Annotated in this window: 17 protein-coding genes, 1 rRNA gene and 1 riboswitch; of the genes, 14 read left to right on the top strand and 4 right to left on the bottom strand. The window is 71.1% G+C overall.

The genetic code is table 11. The features are described 5' to 3' along the window. The first annotated feature begins 138 nt into the window (after positions 1-138). The 11 genes from rrf (at position 139) to ACZ597_RS08745 (ending at position 10,501) form a co-directional block, all read left to right on the top strand. Positions 139-255: ribosomal RNA gene (gene rrf / locus ACZ597_RS08695) — 5S ribosomal RNA — on the top strand. 142 nt (positions 256-397) lie between these two features. Then, positions 398-985 (top strand): CDP-alcohol phosphatidyltransferase family protein, encoded by a 588-nt coding sequence (locus ACZ597_RS08700; protein ID WP_471326837.1) that lies wholly within the window; start codon positions 398-400, stop codon positions 983-985. A gap of 101 nt (positions 986-1,086) precedes the next feature. Beyond that, positions 1,087-3,585, top strand: coding sequence for a sugar phosphate nucleotidyltransferase (locus ACZ597_RS08705; RefSeq protein ID WP_471326839.1), 2,499 nt, complete (start codon positions 1,087-1,089; stop codon positions 3,583-3,585). 110 nt (positions 3,586-3,695) lie between these two features. Beyond that, positions 3,696-4,601, top strand: coding sequence for a DUF881 domain-containing protein (locus ACZ597_RS08710; protein WP_471326842.1), 906 nt, complete (start codon positions 3,696-3,698; stop codon positions 4,599-4,601). Then, on the top strand, positions 4,598-4,930 hold the full coding sequence (locus tag ACZ597_RS08715) for a small basic family protein (RefSeq protein ID WP_030010496.1): 333 nt from the start codon (positions 4,598-4,600) through the stop codon (positions 4,928-4,930). Before ACZ597_RS08710 ends, ACZ597_RS08715 begins: the two co-directional genes overlap by 4 nt. Before the next feature lie 5 nt (positions 4,931-4,935). Beyond that, complete coding sequence (locus tag ACZ597_RS08720; RefSeq protein WP_471326845.1) at positions 4,936-5,799, top strand: DUF881 domain-containing protein; 864 nt, start codon at positions 4,936-4,938, stop codon at positions 5,797-5,799. Positions 5,800-5,929: 130 nt separating this feature from the next. Then, positions 5,930-6,823: an FHA domain-containing protein gene (locus ACZ597_RS08725; RefSeq protein WP_471326848.1), complete on the top strand. Its 894-nt coding sequence runs from the start codon at positions 5,930-5,932 to the stop codon at positions 6,821-6,823. 70 nt (positions 6,824-6,893) lie between these two features. Then, entirely contained in the window at positions 6,894-7,658 is a 765-nt protein-coding gene (gene ftsR / locus ACZ597_RS08730; protein WP_471326850.1) for a transcriptional regulator FtsR, read from the top strand. Positions 7,659-7,721: 63 nt separating this feature from the next. Beyond that, positions 7,722-8,195 (top strand): bifunctional nuclease family protein, encoded by a 474-nt coding sequence (locus ACZ597_RS08735; RefSeq protein ID WP_007262890.1) that lies wholly within the window; start codon positions 7,722-7,724, stop codon positions 8,193-8,195. Between the two features lie 184 nt (positions 8,196-8,379). Further along, positions 8,380-9,018 (top strand): MerR family transcriptional regulator, encoded by a 639-nt coding sequence (locus tag ACZ597_RS08740; protein ID WP_471326853.1) that lies wholly within the window; start codon positions 8,380-8,382, stop codon positions 9,016-9,018. Between the two features lie 88 nt (positions 9,019-9,106). Next, on the top strand, positions 9,107-10,501 hold the full coding sequence (locus ACZ597_RS08745) for a DNA polymerase IV (RefSeq protein ID WP_471326855.1): 1,395 nt from the start codon (positions 9,107-9,109) through the stop codon (positions 10,499-10,501). Here ACZ597_RS08745 and ACZ597_RS08750 read toward each other — a convergent pair. After that, positions 10,498-10,854 carry a PRC-barrel domain-containing protein gene (locus ACZ597_RS08750; protein WP_471326858.1) on the bottom strand — a complete coding sequence of 119 codons (357 nt, stop codon included), beginning with the start codon at positions 10,852-10,854 and terminating at the stop codon, positions 10,498-10,500. The genes ACZ597_RS08745 and ACZ597_RS08750 overlap by 4 nt on opposite strands. Positions 10,855-10,977: 123 nt before the next feature. After that, a riboswitch (glycine riboswitch) is annotated at positions 10,978-11,076 on the top strand. A gap of 196 nt (positions 11,077-11,272) precedes the next feature. On the opposite strand from ACZ597_RS08750, the gene gcvP reads away from it, so the two are divergent. Then, positions 11,273-14,158: an aminomethyl-transferring glycine dehydrogenase gene (gene gcvP / locus ACZ597_RS08755; protein WP_471326861.1), complete on the top strand. Its 2,886-nt coding sequence runs from the start codon at positions 11,273-11,275 to the stop codon at positions 14,156-14,158. A gap of 130 nt (positions 14,159-14,288) precedes the next feature. On the opposite strand, the gene ACZ597_RS08760 is transcribed toward gcvP, so the two are convergent. Both ACZ597_RS08760 and ACZ597_RS08765 read right to left on the bottom strand, forming a co-directional pair. Beyond that, positions 14,289-14,477 carry a DUF5999 family protein gene (locus ACZ597_RS08760; RefSeq protein WP_007262885.1) on the bottom strand — a complete coding sequence of 63 codons (189 nt, stop codon included), beginning with the start codon at positions 14,475-14,477 and terminating at the stop codon, positions 14,289-14,291. A gap of 260 nt (positions 14,478-14,737) precedes the next feature. Beyond that, positions 14,738-15,358 carry a hypothetical protein gene (locus ACZ597_RS08765; protein WP_471326864.1) on the bottom strand — a complete coding sequence of 207 codons (621 nt, stop codon included), beginning with the start codon at positions 15,356-15,358 and terminating at the stop codon, positions 14,738-14,740. A gap of 522 nt (positions 15,359-15,880) precedes the next feature. On the opposite strand from ACZ597_RS08765, the gene ACZ597_RS08770 reads away from it, so the two are divergent. Next, entirely contained in the window at positions 15,881-17,416 is a 1,536-nt protein-coding gene (locus ACZ597_RS08770) for a glutamate-cysteine ligase family protein (protein WP_471326866.1), read from the top strand. Between the two features lie 134 nt (positions 17,417-17,550). Continuing rightward, a complete protein-coding gene (locus ACZ597_RS08775; protein WP_471326869.1) occupies positions 17,551-18,348 on the top strand; it encodes a CPBP family intramembrane glutamic endopeptidase in 798 nt (265 codons plus the stop codon). A gap of 3 nt (positions 18,349-18,351) precedes the next feature. Here the strand turns inward: ACZ597_RS08775 and ACZ597_RS08780 are convergent, their stop codons facing one another. After that, a complete protein-coding gene (locus ACZ597_RS08780) occupies positions 18,352-19,170 on the bottom strand; it encodes a PhzF family phenazine biosynthesis protein (RefSeq protein WP_471326872.1) in 819 nt (272 codons plus the stop codon). Positions 19,171-19,265: the final 95 nt, after the last annotated feature.

A 19,265-nucleotide genomic window follows, 5' to 3' on the forward strand; every position in this document is an offset into this window, starting at 1 on the left:
CAGATGTGGAAGCCCGGTAACGGGTGGAGCTGACTGGTACTAATAGGCCGAGGGCTTGTCCTCAGTTGCTCGCGTCCACTGTGTTAGTTCTGAAGTAACGAACTCGCCTTGTCGGCTTGAGTTCCAACTTCATAGTGTTTCGGTGGTCATAGCGTTAGGGAAACGCCCGGTTACATTCCGAACCCGGAAGCTAAGCCTTTCAGCGCCGATGGTACTGCAGGGGGGACCCTGTGGGAGAGTAGGACGCCGCCGAACAATCATTGTGGGAAAGCCCCGCACCTTCTGGTGCGGGGCTTTTCTGCGTTCGGGGCCCGGGCCGGCGGCCCCCGTCGGGGACTCCTGTAGGGTCAGGGGGCATCGATTCGACCATTTCTAGCGTCACAGTGGAGGCCCCCGGGTGGAGGTCCAGGAGACTCGGGTTCAGACCGACCGAATTTTCACCATTCCGAACATCCTGAGCATGGCTCGTCTCGTCGGCGTACCGCTGTTCCTCTGGCTCATCCTCAAGGGCTACGACGGGTGGGCGCTGGCCGTCCTGATGCTCAGCGGGATCAGTGACTACCTCGACGGAAAACTCGCGCGCCGCTGGAATCAGATCAGCAAACTGGGCCGGCTGCTGGACCCCGCCGCCGACCGCCTCTACGTCCTGACCACGCTCTTCGGCCTCACCTGGCGGGAGATTCTCCCGCTGTGGCTCACGGCGGCCCTCCTCGCCCGTGAGGGAATGCTGCTGGTCATGGTGTGGATCCTGCGCCGTCACGGCTATCCGCCCCCGCAGGTCAACTTCCTCGGCAAGGCCGCGACCTTCAACCTCATGTACGCCTTCCCCCTCCTGCTGCTCAGCGACGGGGACGGCTGGTTGGCCTGGATGGCGTCCGTTTTCGGATGGGCGTTCGCGGGATGGGGTACAACGCTCTATTGGTGGGCAGGAATCCTTTACGTGGTGCAAGTCCGCCGCCTGGTCAGGGCTACCACGGCCGATTGAGCTCGCTCGGCGCAGGTACTGACGCGGAGGAGTTGCGGAGTATCCGTCCGGGAGGGGTGAGGTCGGCTGGACCGTCATCTCTCTAGGAGGACTCTTCCGACATGAAGGCCGTCGTGATGGCCGGTGGCGAAGGTACGCGGCTTCGCCCCATGACCTCAAGCATGCCCAAGCCGCTCCTGCCGGTGGTGAACCGGCCGATCATGGAGCACGTGCTGAGGCTGCTCAAGCGACATGGGCTCAGCGAGACCGTGGTCACGGTGCAGTTCCTGGCTTCACTGGTCAAGAACTACTTCGGTGACGGCGAGGAGCTCGGGATGGAGCTCACCTACGCCAACGAGGAGAAGCCCCTCGGGACCGCCGGCAGCGTGAAGAACGCCGAGGAAGCCCTGAAGGACGACACGTTCCTCGTCATCTCCGGCGACGCGCTGACCGACTTCGACCTCACCGACCTGATCAATTTCCACAAGGAGAAGGGCGCACTGGTCACGGTGTGCCTGACCCGGGTGCCGAACCCCCTGGAATTCGGCATCACCATCGTGGACGAGGAAGGCAAGGTCGAGCGCTTCCTCGAGAAGCCGACCTGGGGGCAGGTGTTCTCGGACACCATCAACACCGGCATCTACGTGATGGAGCCGGAGATCTTCGACTACGTCGACCCGGACGTCTCGGTCGACTGGTCCGGTGACGTCTTCCCGCAGCTGATGAAGGAAGGCCGGCCGATCTTCGGCTACGTCGCCGAGGGCTACTGGGAGGACGTGGGCACCCACGAGAGCTACGTGAAGGCCCAGGCCGACGTCCTCGAGGGCAAGGTCCAGGTCGACATGGACGGCTTCGAGATCTCGCCCGGGGTCTGGGTCGCCGAAGGGGCCGAGGTCAGCCCGGACGCCGTGCTGCGCGGACCGCTGTACGTCGGGGACTACGCCAAGATCGAGGCCGGGGTGGAGCTCCGCGAGCACACGGTCGTCGGGTCGAACGTGGTCGTGAAGAGCGGGGCCTTCCTCCACAAGGCCGTCGTCCACGACAACGTCTACATCGGCCCGCACTGCAACCTGCGCGGCTGCGTCATCGGCAAGAACACCGACATCATGCGGGCCGCCCGGATCGAGGACGGGGCCGTCATCGGCGACGAGTGCCTGGTGGGTGAGGAATCCATTGTCCAGGGCAACGTGCGCGTCTACCCGTTCAAGACGATCGAGGCCGGCGCCTTCGTCAACACCTCGGTCATCTGGGAGTCCCGCGGCCAGGCACACCTGTTCGGGGCCCGGGGCGTCTCCGGGATCCTGAACGTGGAGATCACCCCCGAGCTGGTGGTCAAGCTGGCGGGCGCCTACGCGACGATGCTGAAGAAGGGCGCGATCGTCACCACGGCCCGAGACCACTCCCGCGGCGCCCGCGCGCTCAAGCGAGCGGTGATCTCCGCCCTCCAGGCCAGCGCCATCGACGTGCGCGACCTGGAGAACGTACCGCTGCCGGTGGCTCGTCAGCAGACGGCCCGTGGTGCCGCCGGCGGGATCATGATCAGAACCTCGCCCGGCGTGCCCGACTCGGTGGACATCATGTTCCTCGACGAACGGGGAGCGGACCTCTCGCAGGCGCAGCAGCGCAAGCTCGACCGGGTGTACGCACGTCAGGAGTACCGGCGCGCGTTCCCCGGGGAGATCGGCGACCTGCAGTTCCCGTCGAGCGTGTTCGACTCGTACACGGGCTCGCTGCTCCGACGGGTGGACACCACCGGGATCGCCGATTCCGGGCTCAAGGTGGTCGTGGACGCCTCGAACGGCAGCGCCGGCCTCGTGCTGCCGAGCCTCCTCGGCCGGCTCGGCGTCGACGCGCTGACGATCAACCCCGGCCTCGACGAGTCCCGGCCGACCGAGACCCGGGAGTCGCGGCGGGCCGGGCTGGTGCGGCTCGGGGAGATCGTGGCGTCGGCGCGGGCGGCCTTCGGGGTGCGGTTCGACCCGGTGGGCGAGCGGATCTCCCTGGTGGACGAGCGGGGCCGGATCATCGAGGACGACCGGGCGCTGCTCGTGCTCCTCGACCTGGTCGCCGCCGAGAAGCGCAGCGGCAAGGTGGCCCTGCCGGTGACCACGACGCGGGTCGCCGAGCAGGTGGCGGCGTACCACGGGACGCAGGTGGAGTGGACGACGACCTCACCCGACGACCTGACCCGGGTCGGCCGTGAGGAGACCACGATCTTCGGCGGGGACGGCCGGGGCGGGTTCATCGTCCCGGAGTTCAGCAGCGTCTTCGACGGGTCGGCGGCCTTCGTGCAGCTGATCGGGCTGGTGGCGCGGACGCAGCTCACCCTGAGCCAGATCGACGCCCGCATCCCGCGCGCCCACGTGCTCAAGCGGGACGTGCCCACGCCGTGGGCGGCGAAGGGGCTCGTCATGCGGCGGGTCGTGGAGGCGGCCGGCGACCGGCAGGTGGACACCACCGACGGGGTGCGCGTGGTCGAGGCCGACGGGCGGTGGGCGCTGGTCCTGCCGGACCCGGCGGAGGCGGTCACGCACCTGTGGGCCGAGGGTCCCGACGACGCCTCCGCGCAGGCGCTCCTCGACGAGTGGGGTGCGGTCGTGGACGGTGCCGGACAGCACTGACCGGCGCGCGTCCCCCGGGCGCAGCGGCTCCGGCGGGCCGGGTGCGGGGAGCGCCCCGGCCCGGCCCGCCGGACGGGCGCATTGGGTGTTGGCGGGGGCGACATGCAACGATGTGCGGCATGTCGCAGCCGCCCAACAACCGGAGTTCGGCCACGCCGCCCGCGCGCCCGGACGCGTCCATGTCGCTGCTGACCCACGTGATGGACCACAGCCTCGACGAGGGCTATGCGGAAGCCTCGGCCCGGCGCGAGGCGGACGGTACGGCGGGGCTGCCCCGTACCCTCAAGGCCAAGCTGGCGCTCGCCGCGGGGCTGGTGCTGGCCGCGATGGTGGTCACGCTCGGAGCCGCGCAGGCGCGGATAGCGGCGCCGGTACTGGCCAAGGAGCGCCAGGAGCTGATCGACCGGGTACAGCGGGCGAACGACCACGCGGACGCTCTGGAGCGGGACACCGAACGGCTGCGGACCGAGGTCGCCGACCGGCAGCGCGCGGCGCTGAAACAGCAGGTCGGGGAGCGTGGCCGGCTGGTGGAACTGCTCGCGGGTGCAACCGAGGTGCACGGTCCCGGCGTCAAGCTGGTGGTGGACGATGCCAAGGGCGCCTCGTCGGGCGGCGGTGGCGGCCCGCGCGAGAGCGCCGGGTTCTCGAACACCGGCCGGGTGCGCGACCGGGACATGCAGCGGATCGTCAACGGGCTGTGGCAGTCGGGTGCCGAGGCCGTGTCGATCAACGGGCAGCGGCTGACGGCGCTGTCGGCGATCAGGGCCGCGGGTGACGCGATACTGGTCGACAACAAGCCGTTGGTGCCGCCCTACGAGGTCCTCGCGGTGGGCGACAAGAAGCGGCTCGGGACCGCGTTCCAGGACTCCGTGGACGGCCAGTACCTGCACGTCCTCCAGGAGAGCTACGGGATCCGCTACAGCCTGACCCCGATGGACGAGGTACGGCTGCCGGCGGCGTCGAGCCTGACCGTCCGCACAGCCACAGCAGCAGAGCCGAAGAAGGGTGCATCGTGATCGCGGTACTGGGCCTCTTGGCCGGAGTGGTGGCCGGGCTTCTGGTCCGGCCCGAGGTGCCGGCCGTGGTGGAGCCTTATCTGCCGATCGCCGTGGTCGCCGCGCTCGACGCGGTGTTCGGCGGTCTGCGCGCGATGCTGGACGGGATCTTCGTCGACAAGGTCTTCGTGGTGTCGTTCCTGTCGAACGTGGTCGTGGCCGCGCTGATCGTCTTCCTCGGCGACAAGCTGGGCGTCGGCTCGCAGCTGTCGACGGGTGTGGTCGTCGTGCTCGGCATCCGGATCTTTTCCAACGCCGCGGCCATCCGCCGGCACGTCTTCCGGGCGTGAGGCCGATGAGCACGGAGAACACCCCTCCCGGGGAGCCCGACGTCCCCGGCCAGTCCCAGTCCCGGTCGCAGCCCCCGTCGCAGCCCGCCCCCGAGCCGTCGCGGCCCGAGGAGCCCCCGGTGCCGGCCGTGCCGGCCGTGCCGCAGGAGACCGGGCGCCAGCGCCTGGCCGCGGGGCTGTGGCCGCCCCGGTTCAGCCGGGCCCAACTGATCGTCGCGCTGCTGCTGTTCGTCCTGGGCCTCGGGCTCGCGATCCAGGTCCGGTCCAACAGCGACTCCAGCGCCCCGCTGCGCGGTGCCCGTCAGGAGGACCTCGTACGGATCCTCGACGAGCTGGACGGGCGGACCCAGCGCCTGGAGGACGAGAAGCAGCGGCTGGACGACCAGCGCAAGGAGCTGCAGAGCAGTTCCAACCAGGCGGAAGAGGCCCGTCGGCAGACGGTTGAGAAGGAGCGCCAACTGGGCATCCTGGCCGGTACGGTTGCCGCACAGGGCCCGGGGATCACGCTGCGGATCACCGACAACAAGGGCCAGGTGAGGTCCGACCAGTTGCTGGACACCCTCCAGGAGCTGCGGGCCGCCGGGGCGGAGGCGATCCAGATCAACGGGGTGCGCGTCGTGGCGGGCTCGTACTTCTCCGACGAGGGCGGCGGGGTCGGGATCGACGGTAAGAAGATCACACAGCCCTACGAGTTCAAGGTGATCGGCAAACCGCAGGATCTGGAGCCCGCGCTGAACATCCCGGGAGGTGTGGTGCAGACGATGGAGAAGGAACAGGCCACGGTCGCCGTCACACGGTCGGCGAAGATCGTTGTGGATGCCTTGCGGGCTGCGAAGCAGCCTGACTACGCTCGGTCGTCATCGCCGTGATGCGTAGTGAAGTGTGGACAGGCTCACGCGGGCCGACGCCTGCGGGGGGTCGACGCACGGAAGTCGCCGTGCGTGGTGGAAACTGTCTGGTGGTTACGGACGTTGTCAGAATGTCCGGGTCGGCAGGTGTGTGCATGCAGAGTTCGTCCTGCCCCACGGGCGGGTCTGTTTCGGTCAAGGGGAATCGCCCGTGAAGTTGTTTGAGAAGTTGTTCGGCAAGAAGAAGAACGAGGAAAGCGGTGCGACGCGGCACCGCGCGGGGCAGCCGGAAGGGGAAGGGCAGGGCGACAGGCCGCTCTTCCGCGACGAGGTGGCCGGCCCGGGGGACCATTCGGGCGGGCGCGGCGCGTCGTCCGTTGACCCCGCTGGTTCCGGACGCATAGGTTTCGGTGAACCATCAACCTCTAGTGTGGGTGGAGGGTTTGCCTCTGACCCGTATGCCACCAGTGCCTCCGCGGGGCAGCCGCGGCGCGAGGAGCCGTCCATGTCGGCCGAGCAGACGTGCGGCAGGTGCGGCCACCGCAGCGATGCGGCGAGCCGTTTCTGCTCCAACTGCGGGGCGCCGCTGCGGCCGGGTCTGACGCCGGAGCGCGCTTCGGAGACCACCTCCACCATCTCGATCTCGGGCCTGGAGGCCTACGAGGCCGAGGGGTCGGGCCAGCACGTGTCGTCCTCGCTCTCTCCCGAGGCCCAGGCCGCGGTGGAGGCGCTCCCGCCCGGTTCCGCCCTGCTGATCGTGCGGCGCGGGCCCAACTCGGGCAGCCGGTTCCTGCTGGACGGCGAACTGACCACTGCGGGCCGGCACCCGCAGAGCGACATCTTCCTGGACGACATCACCGTGTCCCGCCTGCATGTCGAATTCCGCCGGAGCCCGGAGGGCGGCTTCACCGTCGCCGACGTGGGCAGCCTCAACGGCACGTACGTGAACCGCGAGCCGATCGAGTCCGTCGCCCTGCACAACGGTGACGAGGTGCAGATCGGCAAGTACCGGCTGGTCTTCTACGCGAGCCTGCGGGGCGTCTGACCCCCTCGGACACCGTCCGGGGGGAACCCCACCCCCGGACACCCTCCGGGGGGACCCCAGGGAAGGTTCCATGCTGCGTACCCCGACGGGCGGTGCCGCGAAGAACGGCACCGCCGGCTCGGCCGGGCAGCTGGTCAGCATCGGCACGGTGCTGACCACGCTGCGGGACGAGTTCCCCGAAGTCACGATCTCGAAGATCCGCTTCCTGGAGGCGGAGGGCCTGGTCGAGCCCCGGCGCACGCCTTCCGGATACCGCAAGTTCAGCACGGAGGACGTGGAGCGGCTCGCGCGCATCCTGCGCCTGCAGCGTGACCACTACCTCCCGCTGAAGGTCATCCGGGAGCAGCTCGACGCGCTCGACCGCGGTGAGCAGATCCGCATCCCCGCGCCCGCCGCGCACGGGGAGTCCGTTGACGGCGCCCAGCCCTGCGCCGGGTACGCGGAGGCGGGCGGGGAGCCGCCGCCGGCGGCCCGGGTGGGCCGGGCCGAGCTGATGGCCGCCGCCGAGGTGGACGAGGCGCAGCTCGGCGAGTGGGAGTCGTACGGGCTCGTCTCCGAGGTGCCCGGCGGCGGGTTCGACGCGGGGACGGTCGGCGTGGCCCGGCTGATCGCCGATCTCGGCCGGTTCGGTCTCGAACCGCGCCACCTGCGGGGAATGAAGGCGGCGGCGGACCGGGAGGCCGGTCTGGTGGAGCAGCTCGTCGCCCCGCTGCGCAGGCACCGCAATCCGCAGACCAGGGCGCACGCCGAAGCCACGATGAGGGAGCTCGCAGGGCTCTCCGTAAGGCTCCACGAGGCCTTGGTGCAGACCGCTCTCGGACTGCGTCCGCACTGACCGGACGGGTCCCGGTGGGGCCCCGACTACCCAAACCTGCCGGGCAGGTCCTAGGGTTGCTGTGTGAACGAGCTCGACGTTGTGGGTGTCCGGGTGGAAATGCCCTCCAACCAACCGATCGTGCTCCTGCGTGAAGTGGGAGGCGACCGGTACCTCCCCATCTGGATCGGTCCTGGGGAGGCGACCGCCATTGCCTTCGCGCAGCAGGGCATGGCCCCTGCCCGGCCGCTGACGCACGACCTTTTCAAGGACGTGCTGGAGGCGGTCGGCGAGGAGCTCACCGAGGTCCGGATCACGGATCTGCGGGAGGGCGTCTTCTACGCGGAGCTGGTCTTCGCCAGCGGGGTCGAGGTGAGCGCGCGGCCGTCGGACGCCATAGCGCTGGCCCTGCGCACGGGAACGCCGATCTACGGCAGCGACGGCGTGCTGGACGACGCCGGAATCGCGATTCCCGACGAGCAGGAGGACGAGGTGGAGAAGTTCCGCGAGTTCCTCGACCAGATCTCTCCCGAGGACTTCGGCACGGGCCCCCAGTAGCCGCGCCGGCGGCCGTGCCGTCCACCGGGAACTGTCGGCCCATTCGAGTAGCCTTTCCCCGCAGCGGGGTACGGGAAACCACTCTCAGGGTGATTATCACTCGGCGTGCCGAGTGTGGCGATCGTTGACGCACCCCTGGTCACTGCCTACCTTCAAGGTGGCAGGTCAAGGACGGAGGGTCGGCGTGAGGATCACGGGCGGCGGTACGACCGGGGGCACCCCCGCGCGGAGCGACGGTGGGCCGTATCCGGTGCACGGCGGCGCGGCGGGTTCCGCGCACCGTCAGCCGGCGGCCGCGCCGGTCGGACCGGTGGGCGAAGGCCCGGCGTCCGAGGAGGTCGGCTACCGCGGACCGACGGCGTGCGCCGCCGCGGGGATCACGTACCGGCAGCTCGACTACTGGGCGCGCACCGGACTCGTGGAGCCGAGCGTGCGGCCGGCGTACGGGTCGGGCACGCAGCGGCTGTACAGCTTCCGCGACGTGGTCGTCCTGAAGATCGTCAAGCGCTTCCTGGACACCGGGGTGGCGCTGCAGAACATCCGCACCGCCGTGCAGCACCTGCGGGGCCGGGGCTTCTCCGACCTGGAGCGCATGACGCTGATGAGCGACGGCGCGACCGTGTACGAGTGCACCTCGCCGGACCAGGTCGTGAGCCTGCTCCAGGGCGGGCAGGGCGTCTTCGGCATCGCGGTGGGCGTCGTCTGGCGCGACGTCGAGAACGCGCTGTCGCAGCTGCACGGGGAACGGGTGGACACCGGGGAGACCCTGGTCGGCCACAACCCGGCCGACGAGCTCGCGGCCCGCCGGAACCGGGCCGTCTGACTCCCGGACGCCGTCCGCTCCCGTCCCCGCCCCGGGCCGCGGCCCGTTGATCACCGCGTTGTCAGTGGCGTAGGGCAGCATCGGTGCTGTGAGAGCCGCGCCGACCATCCTGCACCTGGACATGGACGCCTTCTACGCCTCCGTGGAGCAGGCGGCCAAGCCCAGCCTGCGCGGGAAGGCCGTGATCGTCGGAGGCCTCGGGCCGCGCGGGGTCGTGGCCACCGCCTCCTACGAGGCCAGGCGGTTCGGGGTGCATTCGGCGATGCCGACCGCGCAGGCCCGCCGCCTCTGCCCGAACGGCGCCTACCTGATCCCCCGCTTCACCGTCTACCGCGAGGTCAGCGAGCTGGTCATGGGCCTGCTGCGGGAGCTGTCGCCGCTCGTGGAGCCGCTCAGCCTGGACGAGGCCTTCGTGGACCTGGAGGCGGGCGGCGCGGCCTTCGACTCGGCGAGCGCCCGCGCCACGGGGGAGCGGCTGCGGGCCGACATCACCGCCCGCACGGGGCTCAGCGGCTCGGTGGGCCTGGCCGGGTCCAAGATGCTGGCCAAGATCGCCTCGGAGGAGGCCAAGCCCGACGGGCTCCTGCTGATCGAGCCGGGGACCGAGCGCGCGCTCCTCGCGCCCATGTCGGTGCGCACCCTGCCCGGGGTGGGGCCGGCCACCGGGGAGCACCTGCGCCGGGCCGGGATCACCACCGTGGGGGAACTGGCCGAGGCGGGTGAGGACGAGCTGGTGCGGATGGTGGGCCGGGCGCACGGCGTGGGGCTCCACCGCATGGCGCTGGGGCTGGACGACCGGCCGGTGGTCGCCGAGCGGGACGCGAAGTCCGTGTCCGTGGAGGACACCTTCGACGTGGACCTGCACGACCGGGTCCGGATCCGGTACGAGGTGCAGCGGCTCGCCGACCGCTGCGTGGGGCGGCTGCGCGCCTCGGGGCACTCGGGGCGGACCATCGTCCTGAAGGTGCGCCGGTACGACTTCTCGACCCTGACGCGCTCCGAGACGCTCCGGGGGCCCACCGACGACCCGGCCGTGGTGCGGGAGGCGGCCGCGCGGCTGCTGGAGGGCGTGGACACCACCGGCGGGGTGCGGCTGCTCGGGGTGGGGGTGACGGGGCTCGCGGACTACACGCAGGAGGACCTGTTCGCCCACGCGCTGGCCACCGCCGAGGAGGCGGGGGCCGAAGCGCTGGGAGGCGAGGAGGGGGCCGCCGGGCCCGCCCCGGAGGGCGGGCACCCGGAGGGGGCCGCGGCGGTCCTGGAGGGCGCCGGGGCCGCTCCCGTGCGGCACTGGGCGGCGGGCAGCGACGTACGCCACGCGGTGTACGGGCCGGGGTGGGTGCAGGGCAGCGGGGTCGGGCGGGTGACCGTACGGTTCGAGCGCCCCGGATCGCCCCCGGGCCGGGTCCGCACGTTCCTGCTGGACGACCCCGACCTGGAGGCGTCCGATCCGCTGCCCCTGGTGGGGGAGGGGGACGCCTAGGGGCTGTCCTGGGGGCGGGGGCGCTGGAAGTCGGAGGGGAGGGCCACGTCCAGGCCGTAGTGGTGGTAGAGCTGGAGCTCCTGCTCGGGGGAGAGGTGGCGGCCGACCCCGAAGTCGGGGGCGTCCTTGATCAGGGAGCGTTCGAAGGGCACGCGCAGGGCGTCGTCCACCACTTCGCTGGGCTCCAGGGGGACGAAGGCGTCGCGGCCGAAGAGGCCCGTCCGGACGGCGGCCCACTCCGGCACGCCCGTGGCGTCGTCGAGGTAGACCTCGTCCACGGTGCCGATCTTGGTGCCGTTGCGGTCGAACGCCTTGCGGCCGATCAGGCTGCGGGGATCGATGTCGGTCTGCACGGTCCCTCCGTACGGTCGCAGTGATGCACAGCTCATCCGTAATGACTACAGAAGTGCATATTTGAAGTGGGGGCCACTCGAGGGAGGGTCGAGATCCTCGCTGGTAGGCTGGGTGACGGCTGTTGACCCTGTGCGGGAGAGTCCTCCGAGTGAGTTCGACGGAGGCGCCGAAGGAGCAAATCCTCCCCGGAATCTCTCAGGCATACGTACCGCACGTGACGAGGCCACTCTGGAAAGCAGGGGCAGGGACCGGGCCCGCAGTGCCGGTACCTCCCCTCACCGACGGTGAAAGCCGGAGCTCTCGGGCGAACCCCGCGGCTCCGGTGAAGCTCTCAGGTTGAGATGACAGAGGGGGAGGCCGTCCGGGTGCCCGCGCCGTGGTGCCCCTCGCAGGTCATACGACCAGGAGGCCTCCGTTATGACCGCCAACCGCATTCCGCTCTCCCAGCTCGAGCGGGGCATCCCCTTCGAGCAGCGTCACATCGGCCCGGACGCCGAAGCGCAGGCCAAGATGCTCGCCCAGGTGGGCTACGGCTCCCTGGACGAGCTGACCGCCGCCGCGGTACCGGATGTGATCAAGACCGCCGAGGCGCTGAACCTGCCCGAGGCGCGCACCGAAGCCGAGGTGCTGGCCGAGCTGCGCTCGCTCGCCGACCGCAACCAGGTGCTCTCCCCGATGATCGGTCTCGGCTACTACGGGACCTTCACCCCGCCGGTGATCCTGCGCAACGTCATGGAGAACCCGGCCTGGTACACGGCGTACACCCCGTACCAGCCGGAGATCTCGCAGGGCCGCCTGGAGGCGCTGCTGAACTTCCAGACCCTCGTGGCCGACCTGACCGGCCTGCCCACCTCCGGCGCCTCCCTGCTGGACGAGGGCACCGCGGCGGCCGAGGCCATGTCGCTGGCCCGCCGCGTGGGCAAGGTCAAGGGCGGGGTCTTCCTCGTCGACGCCGACGCGCTGCCGCAGACCATCGCCGTGATCGAGACCCGCGCCGAGCCCACGGGCGTCGAGGTCGTCGTCGCGGACCTGTCCGAGGGCATCCCCGCCGAGATCGCCGAGCGCGGCGTCTTCGGCGTGCTGCTCCAGTACCCGGGCGCCTCCGGCGCGGTCCGCGAGATCAAGCCGGTCATCGACCAGGCGCACGAGCTCGGCGCGATCGTCACCGTCTCCGCCGACCTGCTCGCGCTGACCCTGCTGACCTCCCCGGGCGAGCTGGGCGCGGACATCGCCGTCGGCACCACCCAGCGCTTCGGCGTCCCGATGGGCTTCGGCGGCCCGCACGCCGGCTACATGGCCGTCCAGGCCAAGCACGCCCGCTCGCTGCCCGGCCGCCTCGTCGGCGTCTCCGTGGACGCGGACGGCAACAAGGCGTACCGCCTGGCCCTGCAGACCCGCGAGCAGCACATCCGCCGCGAGAAGGCCACCAGCAACATCTGCACCGCGCAGGTGCTGCTCGCCGTCATGGCCGGCATGTACGCCGTCTACCACGGCCCGGACGGCCTGAAGACGATCGCCGGCCGCACCCACCGCTACGCGGCCATCCTCGCCGCGGGCCTGACGGCCGGCGGGGTCGAGCTGGTGCACGGCTCCTTCTTCGACACCGTCACGGCCAAGGTCCCCGGCAAGGCCGCCGAGGTCGTCGCCGCCGCCCGTGAGGGCGGGGTCAACCTGTACCGCGCCGACGCCGACCACGTCTCGGCCTCCTGCGACGAGACCACCACGCGCGCCGACCTCGAAGCGGTCTGGGCCGCCTTCGGCGTCACCGCCGACATCGAGGCCCTGGACGCGGCCACCGCCGACGCGCTGCCCGAGGGCCTGCTGCGCTCGGACGCGTACCTGACCCACCCGGTCTTCCACCAGCACCGTTCCGAGACCGCGATGCTGCGCTACCTGCGCAAGCTCTCGGACAAGGACTACGCGCTGGACCGCGGCATGATCCCGCTGGGCTCCTGCACCATGAAGCTCAACGCGACCACCGAGATGGAGCCGGTGACCTGGCCCGAGTTCGGCCAGCTGCACCCGTTCGCCCCGGTCGAGCAGGCCGAGGGGTACCTCACGCTCATCAACGAGCTGGAGGAACGTCTCTGCGAGGTGACCGGCTACGACAAGGTCTCCATCCAGCCGAACGCCGGCTCCCAGGGCGAGCTCGCCGGTCTGCTGGCCGTCCGCGCCTACCACCGCGCGAACGGCGACGAGCAGCGCACCATCTGTCTCATCCCGTCCTCCGCGCACGGCACCAACGCCGCGAGCGCCGTGATGGCCGGCATGAAGGTCGTCGTCGTCAAGACCGCCGACGACGGCGAGGTGGACGCGGACGACCTGCGCGCCAAGATCGAGCAGTACCGCGACGAGCTCTCCGTCCTCATGATCACCTACCCGTCGACGCACGGCGTCTTCGAGGAGCACGTCGCCGACATCTGCGCCCAGGTGCACGAGGCCGGCGGCCAGGTGTACGTGGACGGCGCCAACCTGAACGCCCTGGTGGGTCTGGCCAAGCCGGGCCACTTCGGCGGCGACGTCTCGCACCTGAACCTGCACAAGACCTTCTGCATCCCGCACGGCGGCGGCGGCCCGGGCGTCGGCCCGGTCGGTGTCCGGGCGCACCTGGCCCCGTACCTGCCGAACCACCCGCTCCAGCCGACCGCCGGCCCGGAGACGGGCGTCGGTCCGATCTCCGCCGCGCCGTGGGGCTCGGCGGGCATCCTGCCGATCTCCTGGTCGTACGTCCGCCTGATGGGTGGCGAGGGCCTCAAGCGCGCCACCCAGGTGGCGGTCCTCGGCGCCAACTACATCGCCAAGCGCCTGGAGCCCCACTACCCGGTCCTCTACACCGGTCCGGGCAACCTGGTCGCGCACGAGTGCATCATCGACCTGCGTCCGCTGTCGAAGGCCACGGGCGTGAGCGTCGACGACATCGCCAAGCGCCTGATCGACTACGGCTTCCACGCGCCGACCATGTCCTTCCCGGTGGCCGGCACGCTGATGATCGAGCCGACCGAGTCCGAGGACCTCTTCGAGATCGACCGCTTCTGCGACGCGATGATCGCCATCCGCGCCGAGATCGAGCGGGTCGCCGGCGGCGAGTGGCCGGTGGACGACAACCCGCTCGCCAACGCCCCGCACACCGCCGCGGCGCTGGGCGGCGAGTGGAACCACCCGTACAGCCGCGACGAGGCCGTCTTCCCGGGCGGGGTCTCCGCCGCCGAGAAGTACTGGCCGCCGGTGCGCCGGATCGACGGCGCCTTCGGCGACCGGAACCTGGTCTGCTCCTGCCCGCCGCTGGACGAGTACGACAACTGAGCCGCGTCGGCGGTAAGCCGCTGACGGGCCGGTGACACGGTGAAGGGGCCGGTCCCGGAGCTTCGAGCTCCTGGACCGGCCCCTTCCGCGTTCGTGCGCCGTTGCCGTGCGGTGTCCCGCGCGGCGTCGGCTACGCCGCCGCGAGCGGGCGGTGCGGGGCGATGATCTGTCCGTCCGGCAGCAGCTCACCGGTGTCCTCGAAGAGCAGGACGCCGTTGCACAGCAGGCTCCAGCCCTGTTCCGGGTGGTTGGCCACCGGGCGCGCGGCCTCCCGGTCGGCGGATTCTGATGACGGGCAGGCGGGCTGGTGCTGGCACATGGATGGGTTCTTTCGCTGCGGTGTGGTCTGTTCGCTACGGCTCGATGCGTGATTCATGGCCGTCCCCCTGGGTCGTCCCCGCACCTGCGGGGAGGATGTCCTCAGTGTTCCCCCAGGACGGCTGCTTCGCAGGTATTTCCCGGCAGCTGTCCTCTTGGAATGAGGACGCATCACCCGTGCGGGCGGTTCATGCCAACTCCCCTGTCATTTCGGGTGGTTCGCATTGACCCGAGCGGACTAGGCCGAATGGGTCACCCGGGTCAAGCCGCCGGGGCCGCGAGGGTGGGCGGGGCGGGTGGGGCGGCCGGGGTCAGCCGGTGGGTCAGCACGGGCAGCAGCTCCGAGACCGGATGCGGCCGGAAGGGGGCGATCCCCGGAGGGGCCGGAGCCAGTGGCACCAGCAGGTCGGCGGCGGCGGGGAGGCCGGCGGCGGCGTCGGCGCCGACCGCCCCGTGCAGCCACAGGGTCAGCATGTACAGCTCAGGTACGGACAGCAGCCTCGGCTGGTAGCTCTTGCCGAGCGACTCCGCCTGGCGCAGGGCGCGTTCGGTCGCGGCGACGTAGGGGCCCTCGAAGAAGTGGGAGAAGGTCCAGCCGTCCGGGGTCAGCCGGGTGTCGGCGGCCGCGACGAAGCGGTCCCCGCTGCGGATCAGGAACCGCCAGCCGGTGAGGCGGGTGCGGGGCGGGCGGCCGTCGGCCGTGTGGCCGGACACGCCCAGCCGGTCGAGCACGTGTACCGGAAGCGGGAGTTCGGCGGTCAGCGGGCCCTGGAACGAGCGTAGGGCGGGGGTGTGCGCCTCGTGGACGGCGGTGGGAGAACCGAGTGCCGCGAGGACGCTGCGCAGGGCGGGCGCGGGAGCCGGGGGAACATGCAGCGGCATGGTGGGTCGCCTCTCACTTGGGAGACCTGTGGTGCGGGGGAAAGTGCGGACGGCGCTGTCGCATTCTGGGGTCAGAGGTGGGCTTTGGGGCAATGGCCGCGCGCCAACTCTCTGCCTCGTTTGCGGAGTTTATACGACATGTGTTCACGCAGTGTTTCGGCTAGCCGTCCCGCCTATTGTCGGCAAGGCGTCTTCCGGTCCCGCTGTCATGGTATTCATGCCGGTTGCACGCGGACATGCCGCGCTGACCTCGGAGGTTACCCCAAGGGTGCTCGGCTGGAAACCTTCGGTAATCAGGAATCGGAAAAGGCCAAGTCCCCTCGCCACAACCGGGAGGTGCCCCCAGAAATTGCGTCCCGCGGGTTGCCAGGCGAATGTGCCGGAGCGGCCATCCGGCCATACCGGCGCGCGCTCCCCCGCCAGGGCCCCCGCCGGCGTTATGGATCACGGTGCCTGGGCATCATCGACCGTGACGTGCGCCCGGGTGCACCGGGCCTGGCCCACTCGAGGAGGGACGCTTCGATGGGGGAGAAGGTCGTGGCAGGCGGATTCGACCTGTCCGATCGGCATCGGTATCGGAGGAAGCTTCACGAGTGCCTGGAGGGGCTGGAGCGGCTTCTGGCGGAGAAGAGGTTCGATCGTCCCAAGAACATGATGGGGCTGGAGATCGAGCTGAATCTCGCGGGTGCCGACGGATTGCCGCGCATGGTGAATGCGCAGGTGCTGGAGCGGATTGCGAGCCCCGATTTCCAGACCGAACTCGGAATGTTCAACCTGGAGGTGAACGTCCTTCCGCACCGGCTCGACGGGAGGGTGTTCGACCAGCTCGCCGAAGAACTCAGCGCCGGACTGCACTACGCCCACCGGCAGGCCGCGGAGATCGACGCGGGCGTGGTGATGATCGGGATCCTGCCCACCATCTCCCGCGCGGACCTGGCCCTGGCCAACCTGTCGGCGGTGGACCGCTACTCCCTGCTCAACGAGCAGATCCTGATGATGCGCGGAGAGGACTTCCGGCTCGACATCGACGGGGTGGAGCGGCTGACCTGGAGCACCGGCTCCATCGTGCCCGAAGCCGCCTGCACCTCCGTGCAGCTGCACCTCCAGGTCACCCCGGCCCGGTTCTCCGACGTGTGGAACGCGGCGCAGGCGGTGACCGCCGTGCAGATAGCGGTGGGGGCCAACTCGCCGTTCCTGTTCGGCCGCGAGCTGTGGCGCGAGTCGCGACCGCCGCTGTTCACGCAGGCCACCGACACCCGGCCGCCCGAACTCCAGGCGCAGGGGGTGCGGCCGCGGACCTGGTTCGGCGAGCGGTGGGTGGACTCGGCGTACGAGCTGTTCGCCGAGAACGTCCGCTTCTTCCCCTCGCTGCTGCCCATATGCGACGAGGAGGAGCCGCTGCGGGTGCTCGCCGAGGGCGGGGTGCCGAGCCTGCAGGAGCTGGTGCTGCACAACGGCACGGTCTACCGGTGGAACCGGCCCGTCTACGGGGTCGCCGACGGGGTGCCGCACCTGAGGGTGGAGAACCGGGTCCTGCCCGCCGGCCCCACCGTGGCCGACGTCGTCGCCAACGCCGCCTTCTACTACGGACTCGTACGCACCCTCGCGGACGAGCAGCGCCCCGTGTGGACCCGGATGTCCTTCGCGGAGGCGGAGGCCAACTTCGACGCGGCCTGCCGGTACGGGATCGACGCGCGCATCCGCTGGCCGCGCAAGGGCAGGGCCGGGGGGCTGGTGAGCGTGCCCGCGGTGCGGCTGGTGCTGGACGAGCTGCTGCCGATGGCCGCGGCCGGGCTGGACGCCTGGGGCATCGAACCCGCCGACCGGGACCACTACCTCGGGATCATCGAGGAGCGGTGCCGGCGCCGGGTGAACGGGGCCACCTGGCAGGTGGACACGTACCACCGCGCGGTCGCGGGCGGACTGGAACGCGACGCCGCCCTGGCGGCCACCACCCGGCGCTACAGCGAGCTCATGCACAAGGGCGACCCCGTGCACACCTGGCCCGTGGGCCTGGAGGAACAGGAGGTGGACGCCACGCGGGCGGTGCGCCGCTGACGGGCCGGCCCGCTCCGCCGGTCCCTGCCCCCGGTCCCTGCCCCCGATCCCTGCCCCGATGCCTTCCCGCTGATCCGCTCCCGCCGCCGAGGGGGCAGTATGGGGTGGTGGTCGGAACGGGACGGGAGTCAGGCGTGCGGGTCGAGCCGGAGCCGGTGGTCGTGGAACTGCGCGAGGACGGGCGCCGGGTCCTGCGCACCGAGACCCTGCTCGTGCTCGCGTTGTCGCTGGGCGCGAGCGGGGTCTCGGCGCTGATCAGCTTCATCGGATCGCTCACCAAGCCGGGCGGGCTCAAGGACCAGGCCGCCACGCTCAACGGCTCCTACGCGCCCGGGCGGCCCTGGCTGGACCTGGCCTGGCAGCTCTTCGGGATCGCGACGGCCCTGGTCCCCGTCCTGCTCGTCGCGCACCTGCTGACCCGCGAGGGCGCGCCCGGGCTCAGGGCCCTGGGCTTCGACCGCACCCGGCCCGGCCCGGACCTGGCCCGGGGCGCACTCGTGGCCGCCGGCATCGGCAGCGCCGGGCTGGCCTTCTACCTGGCGGCCCGGGCCACCGGCTTCAACCTGACGGTGGTGCCGGAGGCCCTGCCCGACGTGTGGTGGAAGTTCCCGGTGCTGATCCTCTCCGCGGTGCAGAACTCCGTGGTGGAGGAGGTCATCGTGCTGGCGTACCTGCTGCGCCGGCTCGGTCAGCTGGGCTGGTCGCCGACGGCCGCGCTGCTCGCCAGCTCCCTGCTGCGCGGCTCGTACCACCTCTACCAGGGCATCGGCGGGTTCATCGGCAACGTGGTGATGGGCGTCGTCTTCGTGCTCGCCTACCGGCGCTGGGGCCGGGTCGGCCCCCTGGTCGTCGCGCACGCCCTGCTCGACATCGTGGCCTTCGGCGGGTACGCCCTGCTCGCGGGCAAGGTCGGCTGGCTGCCGACGCCGTAGCGGTTACGGGGCGGTGAGCAGTTCGCCGTCGATGACGGTGACGGCGCGGCCCGTGAGGAGCGTGCGGTCGCCCGCGAGCCGGACCCGGACCAGGCCCTTGCGCGTCCCGCCCTGGAGGCCGGTCAGGTCGGTGCGGCCCAGGCGCGCCGCCCAGAACGGGGCGAGGGCGGTGTGGGCGCTGCCCGTCACCGGGTCCTCGTCGACGCCGACGGCGGGGAAGAAGCCGCGCGAGACGAAGTCGTAGCCGCGGGAGGGGTCCTCGGCCGGCGCGGTGACGATGACCCCGCGGCGCGCGTAGGCGCGCAGGGCCGCGTGGTCGGGCGTGAGCTCCCGGACGGTCCGCTCGTCGGCCAGCTCCACCAGCAGGTCGCCGATGTGGTCCGCGGTGTCGTGGACCGACTTGGACTCGGCGCCCAGCGCGCGGTCCACCTCGGGGACCGGCTCCAGCGGGGTCAGGGACGAGGTCGGGAAGTCCATCGTGACCGTGCCGTCCTCGGCGACCTCGGCGGTGAGGATCCCGCAGCGCGCGCCGAAGCGGATCGGGCCCGGGGCGAGCCCGGCGTTGGCGATGACGTGCGCGGTCGCGAGGGTCGCGTGGCCGCACATGTCCACCTCCGCGGCCGGGGTGAACCAGCGCAGCGCCCAGTCGGCGTCGCCCCCGGGCGGCAGGGGGTGGGCAAAGGCCGTCTCGGAGAGGTTGACCTCGGCGGCGACCTGCCGGAGCCAGGCGTCCGGGGGGAAGCCGCCGTCGAGGAGCAGGACTCCGGCGGGGTTCCCGTGGAAGGGGCGGTCGGTGAAGGCGTCGACGATTCGGATGCGCATGGGCCGACCGTAGGGGGGTTCCCCGAACGCGGACAAAGGCCAATTCCGGGTGACTGGCCTGGTCACTCTCACCGAACGAGGCGCTTGATCAACGA

The organism is Streptomyces sp. NPDC040718, assembly GCF_055593565.1.